This window comes from Fodinicurvata halophila (assembly GCF_042651425.1).
GTDB classification, from domain to species: domain Bacteria; phylum Pseudomonadota; class Alphaproteobacteria; order Kiloniellales; family DSM-21159; genus Fodinicurvata; species Fodinicurvata halophila.
This window is the reverse complement of the sequence record NZ_JBHSCW010000003.1, coordinates 545,968-558,821: the sequence shown is the minus strand read 5'-3', so window position 1 is coordinate 558,821 and position 12,854 is coordinate 545,968. Positions and strand designations below refer to the sequence as shown.

11 protein-coding genes are annotated in these 12,854 nt (G+C 58.2%); 6 read left to right on the top strand and 5 right to left on the bottom strand.

Annotated features, from left to right (window positions below; translation table 11 throughout):
• The first annotated feature begins 13 nt into the window (after window positions 1–13).
• From metC to ACFOW6_RS07385, 6 genes are all read left to right on the top strand, one after another.
• Window positions 14–1,231 (top strand): cystathionine beta-lyase, encoded by a 1,218-nt coding sequence (gene metC / locus ACFOW6_RS07410; RefSeq protein WP_382421702.1) that lies wholly within the window; start codon window positions 14–16, stop codon window positions 1,229–1,231.
• Between the two features lie 127 nt (window positions 1,232–1,358).
• Window positions 1,359–2,477 carry a flagellar motor protein MotB gene (locus ACFOW6_RS07405; RefSeq protein ID WP_382421701.1) on the top strand — a complete coding sequence of 373 codons (1,119 nt, stop codon included), beginning with the start codon at window positions 1,359–1,361 and terminating at the stop codon, window positions 2,475–2,477.
• 48 nt (window positions 2,478–2,525) lie between these two features.
• Window positions 2,526–3,035 carry an RDD family protein gene (locus ACFOW6_RS07400; protein WP_382421700.1) on the top strand — a complete coding sequence of 170 codons (510 nt, stop codon included), beginning with the start codon at window positions 2,526–2,528 and terminating at the stop codon, window positions 3,033–3,035.
• A 70-nt stretch (window positions 3,036–3,105) separates the two neighbouring features.
• The gene (locus ACFOW6_RS07395) at window positions 3,106–4,608 is read left to right on the top strand and encodes a circularly permuted type 2 ATP-grasp protein (RefSeq protein ID WP_449267359.1); all 1,503 of its coding nucleotides are present in this window, start codon (window positions 3,106–3,108) and stop codon (window positions 4,606–4,608) included.
• Window positions 4,605–5,549 (top strand): alpha-E domain-containing protein, encoded by a 945-nt coding sequence (locus tag ACFOW6_RS07390; RefSeq protein WP_382421698.1) that lies wholly within the window; start codon window positions 4,605–4,607, stop codon window positions 5,547–5,549. The genes ACFOW6_RS07395 and ACFOW6_RS07390 overlap by 4 nt, the downstream gene beginning before the upstream one ends.
• 66 nt (window positions 5,550–5,615) lie before the next feature.
• Entirely contained in the window at window positions 5,616–6,395 is a 780-nt protein-coding gene (locus ACFOW6_RS07385; RefSeq protein WP_382421697.1) for an arginyltransferase, read from the top strand.
• Window positions 6,396–6,398: 3 nt separating this feature from the next.
• On the opposite strand, the gene ACFOW6_RS07380 is transcribed toward ACFOW6_RS07385, so the two are convergent.
• The 5 genes from ACFOW6_RS07380 to era all read right to left on the bottom strand — a co-directional run bounded on the left by ACFOW6_RS07380 (window position 6,399) and on the right by era (window position 12,847).
• Window positions 6,399–7,529, bottom strand: a complete 1,131-nt coding sequence (locus tag ACFOW6_RS07380; protein WP_382421696.1) for a TRAP transporter substrate-binding protein — start codon at window positions 7,527–7,529, stop codon at window positions 6,399–6,401.
• A 55-nt stretch (window positions 7,530–7,584) separates the two neighbouring features.
• Window positions 7,585–9,822 carry a DNA topoisomerase IV subunit A gene (gene parC, locus ACFOW6_RS07375; protein WP_382421695.1) on the bottom strand — a complete coding sequence of 746 codons (2,238 nt, stop codon included), beginning with the start codon at window positions 9,820–9,822 and terminating at the stop codon, window positions 7,585–7,587.
• Between the two features lie 66 nt (window positions 9,823–9,888).
• Complete coding sequence (locus ACFOW6_RS07370; protein WP_382421694.1) at window positions 9,889–11,133, bottom strand: NAD(P)/FAD-dependent oxidoreductase; 1,245 nt, start codon at window positions 11,131–11,133, stop codon at window positions 9,889–9,891.
• 48 nt (window positions 11,134–11,181) lie between these two features.
• Window positions 11,182–11,925: a DNA repair protein RecO gene (gene recO, locus ACFOW6_RS07365; RefSeq protein WP_382421693.1), complete on the bottom strand. Its 744-nt coding sequence runs from the start codon at window positions 11,923–11,925 to the stop codon at window positions 11,182–11,184.
• A 40-nt stretch (window positions 11,926–11,965) separates the two neighbouring features.
• Window positions 11,966–12,847: a GTPase Era gene (gene era, locus ACFOW6_RS07360; protein ID WP_382421692.1), complete on the bottom strand. Its 882-nt coding sequence runs from the start codon at window positions 12,845–12,847 to the stop codon at window positions 11,966–11,968.
• Between the last annotated feature and the right edge of the window lie 7 nt (window positions 12,848–12,854).

Genomic DNA, 12,854 nt, shown 5'->3' with positions numbered 1-12,854 from the left:
ACAGGATTGTCCCTTGAGCAAGTCAGATCGCACACCCTCCGATCCGGATATGAAGTTTGATACCAAGTTGGCCCATCTTGGACGCCGACCAACGGCCAAGGGGGGACATGCTGTCAATGTTCCGGTCGTGCACGCATCGACCATCCTCTTCGATACTGTCGAGGAAATGGAGGAGGCAACCCGCCACCGCGCCCATCCAAACTGGGTTCACTATGGGCGTGGCGGAACACAGACACATATCGCCCTTCAGGAAACGGTTGCCGAGCTTGAAGGCGCGCATGCAGCCTTGTGCGTTCCCTCGGGGCTTGCTGCCGTGGCCGTGGCAATCCTCTCCCAGGTGCGCCAGGGCGACCACCTTCTGGTAACCGACAGCGTCTATGCCCCTACCCGTGCTTTCTGCGAGGGTTTCCTGAAAAGCTTCGGCGTGGAGACGGACTACTACGATCCGCTTGATATCGAGGACTTGCGGGCGAAGCTGCGTCCGGAAACCCGAGTGATCTATACGGAAGCACCGGGTTCCTTGACCTTCGAGATGCAGGATATTCCGGCCATCTGCCAGGTTGCCCATGCGCGTGACACTGACACCAAGGTGATCCTGGACAATACTTGGGCAACACCCATGTATTTCAAGTCGTTCGCGCATGGTGTTGATATCTCTGTTCATGCAGGAACCAAGTATATCGTAGGCCATTCCGATGCCATGCTCGGGCTGGTCCTGACCAGTGAGGAAACCACGGCCTCCGTCCATCGCCAGGCAAATCTTCTGGGCTACGCCTGTGGTCCCGACGATATCTATTTGGCCCTGCGGGGCCTGCGCACCTTGAGCGTTCGCCTGGAACGCCATCAGCAGAACGCGTTGGCTCTGTGCACTTGGTTGGCAGGCCGCAGCGACGTCAGCCGTCTTTTCTATCCCGCCCTGCCCGATGACCCGGGACATGCTGTCTGGAAACGTGATTTCCTGGGCGCGAGCGGGTTGTTCGGAGTGGAACTGGAACCGGTGGGCAAGGAAGGCATAACCGCGTTCCTGAACAGCCTGGAGCTTTTCGGAATGGGCTATTCCTGGGGCGGTTATGAAAGCCTGGCGATCCCCACGCATCCCGAGGATTATCGAACCGTCACCCGTTGGGAAGGCCACGGGCCTACGCTTCGCCTCCATGCAGGATTGGAGGATCCGGACGACCTGATCCGGGATCTTGAGCAGGCGTTTGGCCAGTTGAATGCGGCCAAATGAACTGAATCGCAGGAACTCGTCTCGACTGTAACGCCTTCTTAACTCTCGCTCTGCAAGAGTTCGACTGCTTTTCAGGCGGTGTTTCTGACGCGCCCTGATCCTTTGCAGTTTTCTGGATAAGGCATTTATGGCGGATTCTGATACTCAGCGTCCGATTCTGATCAAAAAGAAGAAGAACGGGCATGGCCACGGGCACCATGGAGGCGCCTGGAAGGTAGCCTATGCTGACTTCGTGACCGCCATGATGGCCTTTTTCCTCCTGCTGTGGCTGATCAGCAGCACTTCGGAAGAGCAAAAGGAAGGCATCGCCGATTATTTCTCTCCCAGTATGATTTCCACTGACTCTTCCAGTGGCTCGGACGGAGTGCTCGGTGGTGAGACGATCACGGCCGACGGCGCCGCCACCGATACGCGCAGTCCCATAGGCTTCGGCATGGGGCTGCCATCCCGTGAAACCGAAATTGTCGACGGCGCGGCCTCCGATCAGGATCGTCCACAAGAGACGCAGTCTACATCGGACGTTTCCCAGCAGGCAGCACTGAACGAGTCCTCACTCGAGAAAGCGAAAGAGGAATTGCGCCGTCGCCAGGCACAACAGGACGCCGCAGCGTTTCGGGACGCGGAAGACAGATTGGAGCAGGCTATCGAGGGGAACGCCGAACTGGCAGCCCTAAAAGAAAATCTACTTGTGGAACAAACCGAGGAAGGCCTTCGGATCCAGCTGATAGACCAGCAGGGTACGGACATGTTCCCCTCGGGTAGTGCATCGCCCCACGATCATACCCGTCGGCTGCTGGCAATGGTCAGTCAGGCCATCCAGGATATGCCCAACAATATCTCCATTTCCGGCCATACGGATTCCACCCCCTACAGGAACGGTAGCGGTTATACCAACTGGGAGCTTTCCAGTGATCGTGCGAACGCCAGTCGCCGCGCGATGATTGACTCGGGGCTGGACAGAAGCCGGATCGAAACTGTCGTGGGCAAGGCAGATCGGGAACCCCTTGATCGGGAAGATACAACAGCACCGCGCAACAGACGGATTTCGATTGTCCTTCTGCGCCAGGACAACGAAGCTCTCGAAACTCTTCCCGCAGGTGCCGGCACGGCCCAAAGCGACATGGAAGAGGCCTCAGGCCAAGCCGAGAGCACGCCTCCCGAACCGACCCCCCCAGAGACCGAGAGCGAGGCTCCTGCCGATCAATGGCGCGAGCCCTTGCCTGCCCCTTCCCTACTGGCAAACTGACGCTATCATTCCGATATCATGGGCCATGTTTTCGTGAAGGATCGGAAAATGACAAGCAGGTCCCTGAGCCTCTCCGCAAGACGCAATGATCAACAGGCGGACGAAGCGGCGTTCAATGCCCGCGACCGCAGACTCTACGAATCCATCGTAGTCCTCCGCATATTGGGCTACCTGATCGATGTGGTCTTCATCGCTGTCCTGACGGGGATCGTGGCGATCCTGCTATGGATCATAGGCATACTTTCCTTTGGACTGCTCATGCCACTTGCGGCCCTGGTCGTGGCGATCCTTCCTGTCGCTTACCACACGTTGACCATTGGCGCCTACGGTGCCACTCCCGGCATGCGGTTGACAGGGCTGGAGGTCAGAACACTGGAGGACGGGTCACCGCCCAGCTATCTGCAAGCATTCGTAATGACGGCGCTGTTCTATCTCAGCATCGGTGTCACCAGTTGGATCATTCTGATCGTTGCCTTCTTCAACGAAAGGCGCCGTCTCATGCATGATTTCTTCTCGAATCTCGTTGTCATGCGCCGCAACCCGCCTGATCAGGGATAAGGTGGATTTCGCTCAGATAGCGGGGGTTACACAGCATCGAGGAATGCTTCATACTGATTGCCTGCAGTCCATGTTTTTCCGCTGTTTTAAGAGAGGTGAGGTGAAGATATCCACGACAGATCTGTTCTCCGCCTACCAGACCAACGATCTCTACTGCGAGCTTTTCGGAAATGTCGCACGCGCGCTTCGTCCCGATACCGAAGCCGTCATTTCCCGCTTGTCCGCCCTGGACCCGGAAAGACTGAAGGAACGGGCACGGGATGCCGAACGCGAGCTCTATAACCTCGGCATCACTTTCACGGTTTACACACAGAAGGATGTGATCGATCGCATCCTGCCGTTCGATGTACTCCCGCGCGTAATCGATGCGCAGGACTGGCAGACGATCAACGAGGGGGTCGTCCAGCGGGTCAGCGCAATAAATCATTTTCTGCACGATATCTATCATGAAGGGCATATCCTGAAGGACGGAATCATCCCCGCTGAACTGGTTCTTGGGAATTCGAACTACCGGCCGGAAATGGAGGGACTTACGGTTCCCTATGGGACCTATGCTCATATCAGCGGCATCGATATCGTGCGTGGGGAAGACGGACGCTTCCGGGTGCTGGAAGACAATGCACGGACGCCCTCGGGCGTCTCCTACGTTGTGGAGAACAGGCACTTGATGCAGCGAGCCTTTCCCGACCTGATGGAGGGGATGGGCATACAACCGGTTTCGAACTATGGCCAAAAGCTCCATGAAGCGCTTGTGGATGTCGCACCTCCCCATATTCCGGAGCCTCAGGTGGTTCTGCTATCTCCCGGCAGTTATAATTCAGCCTACTTTGAACACATCTTCCTGGCCCGCGAGATGGGTGTGCCTCTGGTCGAGGGACGCGATTTGACTGTCGAGAACGACCGTGTCTACATGAAGACGATCAGCGGTCAGCGACCCGTGGATGTCATCTATCGTCGCCTGAATGACGATTTCCTGGATCCGCAGGTCTTCAATCCCGACTCCCTCCTGGGCTGTCCTGGACTGATGACGGCCTATGCAAAGGGCAACGTCACTCTGGCCAATGCGGTGGGCACCGGTGTGGCGGATGACAAAGCTGTCTATGCCTATATGCCCCGTATCATAAGCTATTACCTTGATCAGGATCCCATTCTCGATAATGTCGAAACCCATATCTGTCGCGAAAGGGAAGGGCTGCAGTATACACTCGACCACCTTGAGGAGCTGGTTATCAAACCCGTCGGAGAAGCCGGAGGGTATGGCATAACGGTAGGCCCCAAGGCGAGCCCCGAGGAACTCGAGGCCTGTCGCGCAAACCTGCAAGACAATCCCGCCAACTACATCAGCCAGCCCATGATCAATCTTTCCGTTTGTCCGACCCTCACGGACGAGGGGATCGCACCGCGACATGTCGACCTGCGTCCCTTTGCCGTGACAGGCCGGGATACCTGGGTATTGCCCGGCGGATTGACTCGTGTGGCTTTGCGCAAGGGCTCGATTATCGTGAACTCAAGTCAGGGCGGTGGCTCCAAGGATACCTGGGTGCTTCAGGCGACGCAGGATAGTCAGCCATGACACCGCTTCTCTCACGTTACGCTGCCTGTATCTACTGGATGGGCCGTTATATCGAGCGTGCCGAGAACCTTGCCCGCATACTCGATATCAATGAGACCTACAGTCATGACAGTCGGGGGGGACAGAACTGGAAATCCATTGTCGAACTCTACAACGAGATGGAGCGGTTCGAGACGTATTACGATACTTACGAGGATGAGAACGTTCTGCGCTTCTATGTGCTCGACAGCCGCAATCCCTCCTCGCTCGTCTCGTCCATCCACACGGCACGGGAGAATGCACGGACACTGCGTCCGCTGATCTCCACGGAAATGTGGGTGCATCTGAATATATTCAGCAACTGGACACGTGGGTTGCGCGAGGAGGATCTCTCGGAAGGCCGGCTATCCCGCATGTGCGCGCATGTCCGGGAGGAATGCCAGGCCCACACCGGCATTACCGAGGGCACCTTCTATCGGGATGAGAGCTGGTACTTCTATCAGCTCGGCCGAATGATCGAACGCGCTGATCAGACCACACGACTGCTGGACATCAAGTATCATCTGCTTCTGCCCAGCGTGCAGGATGTCGGTTCTCCGCTGGATGTCAGCCAGTGGAACGCGTTGCTGCGTTCCGTAGCGGGCTACCACGCTTTCCGGCGTGTGTATCCGAGTGGCTTCGCGGTCCCCAATGTGGTGGCCTTCCTTCTGTTCAACGAGTCCTTCCCGCGTTCTGTGCGCGCCTCGATCGGTCAGTTCGAGAGCCAGTTGACTGAACTCCGGCACAGGTACCATCTGAAAGGCGGGGCGGAGGCTCTGGAGGAATTGGATGAATTGCGCGCGGTGCTGAGCGAGAGCAAAGTGGAGACGGTCCTGTATCATGGACTTCATGAGTTTCTCGACTGGATACAGCAAAGGATCATTTCTGTTGGAAACAGGCTTTCGGCGGATTTTTTTATCTAGGAATCAAGGATATCTGCACAGCCCTTCTGGCTGCCGTGAATTCTGGTGCGGAAGGAAGTTTTAGGAATGCCCCATGAATCACCTCACCTCCTGACGCATCCGCGGGAAGAGGAACTGCAGGAAAAGGGTTCCGAGCGGCCCGAACTGTACTTCATGGTCACTTCGGAATCCCCCTGCCCCTATTTGCCGGATCGCTATGAACGTAAATTGATCACGGACCTGCACGGCAGCAATGCCCCTTCCCACCATGCACGTCTGTCCCGGGCAGGGTTCCGGCGCAGCCACCACTATGCATATCGGCCTGCCTGCAGAGGCTGCAATGCCTGCATTCCCGTTCGTATTCCGGTCGCACGCTTTGCGGCCAGCAAATCGCAGCGGCGCATTCTCAGAAAGAATGCCGACTTGAACCTGATTTTCCGTCCGCCCATGGCGACGGCAGAGCAATACAGCCTCTTTTCACGCTACCTGGACGCCCGCCACGGTGAAGGCGAAATGGCGGAGATGACGTTTTTCGACTATCGGGCGATGGTGGAGGATACCAATATCCGGACCGAAATGGTGGAAGCACGTGATTCGGAAGGTGAACTTCGAGGAGCCTGCCTGACGGATGTCCTGGAAGACGGCCTGTCCGCGGTCTACAGCTTCTTTGCACCGGAGGATGAGCGGCGCAGTCCAGGGCGCTATTTCATCCTTGCCCTGGTCCAGGAGGCCCGGAAGCGTGACCTCCCCTACCTCTATCTTGGGTACTGGATCGCACAATCCCCCAAGATGGCCTACAAGAGCGACTTCCGTCCCATCGAGGCACTCGGGCCCACAGGTTGGGCGGAACTGCCGGCTGGAGATTGATACCTATTCTGATCCTGATTTCTCGGCCGTGGGAAAGCTGTATTTCAGCTGTCGCGCCTTAAGCAGTGCCATGTCGGTATATTTTGACCAGCCCAGAAAGTCCTCACGAAAGCGCAGGATGCTCTGGAACACTTCATTGCTGAAGGAATTAGCCGTGGCAAAATCGTTCATGACCTCACCCGAGAGGTCAGCCAGAGCGATTAAGGTTTCCTCATTGAAAGAGAAGAGCTCGACCCCCTTATCCTCGACCATGTGCCTCAAAGCGCGCTGGTTGTTCGCCTGAGCCGTAACCTGCGCCTGGCGGTGGGCAAGCTCGGCCGCCTTTTGCAGGATCGTGCGTTCCGAGGCATTCAGGTTCACCCAGACATCCAGATTGACGAAGGCGTCGAGTAGAACGGCAGGAGCTTGCCACCCGGGATATCCATAAGACCAGCCACTCTCCGGCAATCCCAGCCTCTCGTCTGCATGGGGGCCCATCCAGGAGGCAGCATCTATAGCACCGGACTCAATGGCCTGGTCGATTTCGCTACCAGGTAACAGGACAACACTTGCACCGGCAGCCTTGCAGACTTCACCTCCCAGGCCGGGCATCCGAATGCGTAAATCGGCCAAGTCCGAGATGGATGAAATCGAACGACTGAACCAACCGGCCATCTGCGGACCCGTGGACCCACAGGGCAGGAACTTGCAGCCGACATCCCGGTAGGCACGGTCTGCCAGTTCCCGTCCGCCTCCGAGTTCCAGCCACGCATCAAGCTCATTTGAGGTGAAGCCGAATGGAATGCCGGAGAGAAAATCCGCGGCCGGCAAGGCCCCCTTCCAGTAGTAGGGCGCACTATGTCCAATGTCTATTTCACCCGACTGAACGGCATCCATCGTTTCAAATGCGGAGATATCCTTGCTGTCCCACTGGATTTCGACGGCGAGCGTCCCTTCCGAGAGAAGCGCGACGTTTTCGGAGAAATAGACAGCCCCCGCACCAGGACCCTGCGTATCCTGTGGCCAGGTTGTCTGCATGCGCAGCAGCTTGCGCTCGCGCGCAAGAGCCGGGCTGGGAAAACCGGAAAGCCCACTTCCCAGCGCCACTGTGCTGCCGCCGAGCAGACTGTTTTTCAGAAAAGCACGGCGCTGCATGAGACCTACCCTGTTCCTGATGCCCCCAAGTCCAATGTGAAAGCGATTCTATAGCCTAGTCAAACCTGTTGGAACTCGAAAATCCCCGGGGCGCCAATCGGCCTGCCTGTCCGCGTTTGCCCTGCCATTCCATGAGATTGGACTCGGTTCGAATGCGCCCCGGTCCAGCGGACCAGGTCAATCCCTCTTCAAAGCGGAACGTCTTGATATCGGAAAGACCGCCATCCTTGTATCGTTGCAGGATAACGCCCCGTCCGCGCGTCATTTCTGGCAGCTCCTCGCGCGAAAAGATTAGCAACTTCCGGTTATCACCGACGACCACGACGGCATCGTCACTATCCGACACAGGGCGGCATATGGCAGCTTCTGCCCCTTTTGCCGGATTGAGGACCTGCTTGCCGTTCTTTGTCTGCGCAACGACATCCTCTTCGGAAACCAGAAAACCGCGGCCATCATCCGAAGCCAGAAGCAGCTTGCCCGACGGCGTATAGACCTTGAGGGCTACAATATCCTGGTCGTTCGGAAGATCCACACTCAAACGCAACGGCTCGCCAAAGCCGCGTCCTCCCGGAAGCTTGTCGACACCAAGGGTGTAGAAGCGCCCGTTCGTAGCGAACAGCAGTATCTTGTCCGTAGTATGAGCCTTGAGTACGTGCTTCTGCCGATCTCCGTCCTTGTAGCGCGTTTCGGAGAGATCGTCGTGATGTCCCTTCAATGCGCGAATCCAGCCCTTCTCGGACAGCAGAACGGTCACGGGCTCCTTGTCGATGACGGCTTCCAGGGGAATGACCACGGCAGCGGGTGCCGTACCGATTTCCGTGTGGCGTCGTCCCAGAGGTGTTTGCGTCGAGAACTCCTGTTGCAACCCAACGATCTGGTCATCGATGACCCGCCAGCGTCGCTCGCCGTCTTCCAGCAAAACGTTCAGGTCGGCCTGCTCCTCGGTCAGCCTCTCGTGTTCGCGACGCAGCTCCATTTCCTCCAGGCGCCGCAAGGAGCGCAGGCGCATGTTCAGGATGGCATCGGCCTGCGTATCACTCAGCTCAAAGGTGCGGATCAACTCGGCCTTGGGGTCATCTTCCTCGCGGATAATGCGGATCACCTCATCCAGGTTGAGAAAGGCGATCAGGTAGCCGGAAAGCACTTCCAGGCGGCGTGCGATCTGATCCAGTCGGTTTCGCGTCCTTCTGAGCAGAACCGTCTCGCGGTGTGTCAGATAGGCTTGCAGAACTTCACGCAGGTCCATCACCCTGGGGGTGTTGTCCGCGTCCAGCACGTTCATGTTCAGCGGAATGCGCACTTCGAGGTCGGTCTGGCGGAAGAGGGATTCCATCAGAACCTCGGGATCCACATTCCGGCTGCGAGGTTCGAGAACCAGTCGCACCTGTTCATCGGACTCGTCCCGCACATCGGCGAGCTGGGTCAATTTCCTTGCACCCAGCAGGTCCGCGATCTTCTCCACCAGCCGCGCCTTGGGCACCTGATAGGGAATCTCCGTAACGACAATCTGATAGGTCCCGCCCTTCAGAGATTCCGTGTTCCAGCGCGCGCGCAACCGGAACGCGCCGCGGCCGGACTTATAGGTCTCCAGCAGGGTTTCACGACCTTCCACCAATATGCCGCCCGTCGGAAAGTCCGGTGCCGGCATGCGCTCCACCAGGGCTTCCACGCCGGCTTCCGGGTGTGCAATCAAATGGCGCAGGGCCTCGCAGATTTCCGATACGTTGTGCGGCGGAATGGCCGTAGCCATGCCGACTGCAATCCCCTGTGCTCCATTGGCCAGAAGATTGGGAAAGGCAGCCGGCAGGACCACCGGCTCCTGCGCTTCGCCGTCGTAGGTCGGGCGGAAATCGACGGCATCCTCGTCTATGCCCTCCAACAGGCGCATGGCAACCGAGGTCAGGCGCGCTTCGGTATAACGCATCGCTGCTGCGTTATCGCCGTCGATGTTACCGAAATTCCCTTGCCCGTCGACCAGTGGATAGCGCAGCGAGAAATTCTGGGCCAAACGTACCATGGCGTCATAGATTGCCTGGTCCCCGTGCGGATGGAATTTACCCATGACATCACCAACCACACGCGCTGCCTTCTTGTAGCCGTGCTCGGGGTCCAGGCGCAGGAGTTGCATGGCATGAAGCAAACGCCTGTGAACCGGTTTCAGGCCATCACGTACGTCAGGTAGGGAGCGCGACATGATCGTGGACAGCGCATAGGAAAGATAGCGCTCTGACAGCGCGTCCACCAGGCGGACATCCTGTACATTCGGACTATCGGCAGTCGGCGTCGAAGTCATCGGCTCCTCGTCATCATAAGGCCATATATGGTAGGCTTGTCGCGTGTCACCGACAAGCAGTGGATATCAAAAACGTGTGCTTCGATAGGGAGCCGGATCCACGCAAGGAGGCTCACCGGCAATCATCTCAGCAATCATGCGCCCGGTTCTCGCCGCGAGGGTGAGTCCAAGGTGGCCGTGCCCGAAGGCCAGAAAGGCATTGGGCGTACTCGCCACAGGCCCTATCACCGGAAGGGAGTCGGGCATGGAGGGGCGAAATCCCATCCAGCGTTCTCCCCGCTCGACATTGAGCTCGGGAAACAGCTCTTTTCCACGCCGGGCCAGGACGTTTGCCCGTTTCCAGTCAGGGGGAGCATTCAATCCACCGAACTCGACGGTTCCGGCGAGGCGCAGTCTGCTCTCCAATGGCGTACAGGCCAAGCCGGTTTCCGGTACGTAGACGGGCCGCGACAATTCGATGCCGGGCTGGCTTACGGTATAATGATAACCGCGTTCCGTATCGAGCGGCACGTTGGCGCCGAGCCTGGCTGACAGGCTCCGCGACCAGGCTCCGGCTGCAATAAGCAGGCAGTCACAGGAGTGTTCCCCCTTGTCGGTTCGCACGGCTCTTACCCGTCCGCCCGCATCCTTCAGAATATCCTCTGCCTGTTCCTTGCAAATGACTCCGCCGTTCCGGACAAAGGTGTCGGCCAAGGTGGTCGTGAGTTTGTAACTGTCCACCACATGAGCCACGCCGGGGTAATAATAGCCTCCGGCTATCTTCGGGGACACCGCCGGCTCGAGTTCCCTGAGCTCGCCAGGACTTAGATTTTGCACGCTCACACCATGGCTTTTCTGCAAGCCTGTGGCATAGGTGGCATCGTTCAGCGAACGCCTTGAAAGATAGACCCCGACCCACCCGCGTTCCACCAACAGGGCTTCGGCACCCGCGTCCTTGAGAAGTGGCCGGAAGTCCTCGATGCATCCCGAAAGCAAACGGGCCAGCTCGGACGTGATGCGTTCGGCTTGCTGCTTTTGTCCCGCCCTGATGAAGCGAATCAGCCACGGAGCGATTTTCGGCAGATAGCCCCAGCGGATGCGCAACGGGCCCATGGGATCCAGCAGCATGCCAGGCACCTTGCGTGCAATGCCGGGCATGGCAATCGGAGTTACGGACTCGCTGGCCAGAACGCTGGCATTGCCGTAGGACGCCCCTGCCCCAGGTGCCTCTCGCTCCAGCAGGGTTACCGCGTATCCCTTGCGTTGGAGGTAGAGGGCGCTGCAGACGCCAACAGCACCAGCGCCGACGACAATGACATGCATCTGGGACATCAGGTCTGTTGATCCCGGAAACGGATGAACGCGGAGACGAAAGCTAGTTCAAGCTGCACAGGAAGAAAAGTGCTGTGCAAGTCTCACTCTCACCGGGGGAAGCGGCCGGTCCCGAGGGCCGAAGACGCTCTTCTCCAGGAAATACCCCGTGAGTTGCAGTCCTTCCAGAATCTCCTGCGTCCCTCCCTGTCCCCGTCCTGACAGGAAGCCAGGAAGCGGCAGAAGCTTGTCGCGATAGGGCGTTCCGGCTGACAGCGACACGGCACGCCCGCTGCGAGGGCTGACATAGGCCAGTTGATCGTTGTCCCCCCCGGCCGCGCATTCTTCCAGATCAAGGCCGAAGCCAAGTTCACTGAGCAGCAAGAGTTCCCATTTGATATAGATCTCACCCCAGTACTCACTGTCCAGCGATTCGATCAGGGCCAGAGAGCCATTGAAAATGGCTGCATGAGGCTCGCGTTCCGGAAGGGCTGCCTCGCAGAGAGTCACGGCGGACTGAAGGCAATTCAGGCTGGCCGGAAGGTCCATGAAGCGCGCCGCGTATCCTCGGTTCAATTCCAGGGTGAAGTGACCGAGGTGATCGGGCAGCCGAGCCTTCCACGTGGCATCCACCAGGTTACCAGGTTGCAGCACTGGGCTCATGCGCCGTCCCTGCCCCCCGGGAACCAGCCCGGCATGGTGTCCGTTCTTCTCGCACAGCAGATGCACGACGGCAGCCGTCTCGCCATGCGGTCGGGCCGCCAGTACAATGCCCTTATCCTGCCATTCGATCATGACGACATGATGGGACAAACCCGTCTCTTTGAAAAGCGAGCAGGCGTCCCCTGCCCTTTCAGAGATCGAAATCGAGCCCCCACTCCCGATAGCGGGACGGGTCGTCCACCCAGCGTTCGCGGACCTTCACGAACAGGAAGAGATGGACTTTCGTCTCAAGGAGAGTTTCCAGTTCCATCTGGGCTTGGGAGCGCACCTTGCGAATGGTGGCTCCCTTTGCCCCGAGAGCGATCTTCTTCTGGGCGTCGCGCTCCACGTAGATTGTCTGCTCCACGCGAATGGATCCGTTGTCGAAACTCTCCCAGCTCTCGGTCTCTACCGTCAGGGAATAGGGAAGTTCCTCGTGCAAATTCAGGAAAAGCTTCTCGCGCGTGATCTCGGCGGCCATGAGGCGCTCCGAAAGGTCGGACAGCTGATCCTCTGGATAGAGCCAGGCCTCTTCCGGTATCCGCTGGCACAGCCAATCCAGGACGTCTTGAACGCCATCCCCGGTTTTCGCCGATATCATGAAGGTCTGCTCGAAAGTGGCACGGTCGTTCAATGACGCAGCCAGTCCGAGCAGCCTGTCCCTGCGCACGGAATCGATCTTGTTCAGCATAAGGGCCAGTGGGGTTCTCCGCTGTCCCAGCCGTTCAAGGAGATGACCTGTCTGTTCGTCTTCACCGGACCGATTGGCATCGTGCATGAAAAGTGCAAGATCGCAATCCTGAACGGCATCCCACGCCGCTTGCACCATGGAGCGTTCCAGGCGACGCTTGGGTGAAGCGAAGATCCCGGGCGTGTCGACAAAGACGATCTGGCAATCATCCTGCAGGGCTATGCCGCGCACCCGCGTGCGCGTGGTCTGTGCCTTGTGCGTGACGATGGAAACCTTTGCCCCGACAGCATGATTTATGAAGGTCGACTTTCCCGAGTTGGGCAACCCGATGAGAGCGACCATTCCACAC

Coding starts and splice junctions, on each gene's coding strand:
- parC (WP_382421695.1), bottom strand. CDS start 9,822: ATGACTTCGACGCCGACTGCCGATAGTCCGAATGTACAGGATGTCCGC.
- ACFOW6_RS07380 (WP_382421696.1), bottom strand. CDS start 7,529: ATGCAGCGCCGTGCTTTTCTGAAAAACAGTCTGCTCGGCGGCAGCACA.
- ACFOW6_RS07370 (WP_382421694.1), bottom strand. CDS start 11,133: ATGTCCCAGATGCATGTCATTGTCGTCGGCGCTGGTGCTGTTGGCGTC.
- ACFOW6_RS07400 (WP_382421700.1), top strand. CDS start 2,526: ATGACAAGCAGGTCCCTGAGCCTCTCCGCAAGACGCAATGATCAACAG.
- ACFOW6_RS07405 (WP_382421701.1), top strand. CDS start 1,359: ATGGCGGATTCTGATACTCAGCGTCCGATTCTGATCAAAAAGAAGAAG.
- ACFOW6_RS07390 (WP_382421698.1), top strand. CDS start 4,605: ATGACACCGCTTCTCTCACGTTACGCTGCCTGTATCTACTGGATGGGC.
- ACFOW6_RS07385 (WP_382421697.1), top strand. CDS start 5,616: ATGCCCCATGAATCACCTCACCTCCTGACGCATCCGCGGGAAGAGGAA.
- ACFOW6_RS07395 (WP_449267359.1), top strand. CDS start 3,106: ATGTTTTTCCGCTGTTTTAAGAGAGGTGAGGTGAAGATATCCACGACA.
- era (WP_382421692.1), bottom strand. CDS start 12,847: ATGGTCGCTCTCATCGGGTTGCCCAACTCGGGAAAGTCGACCTTCATA.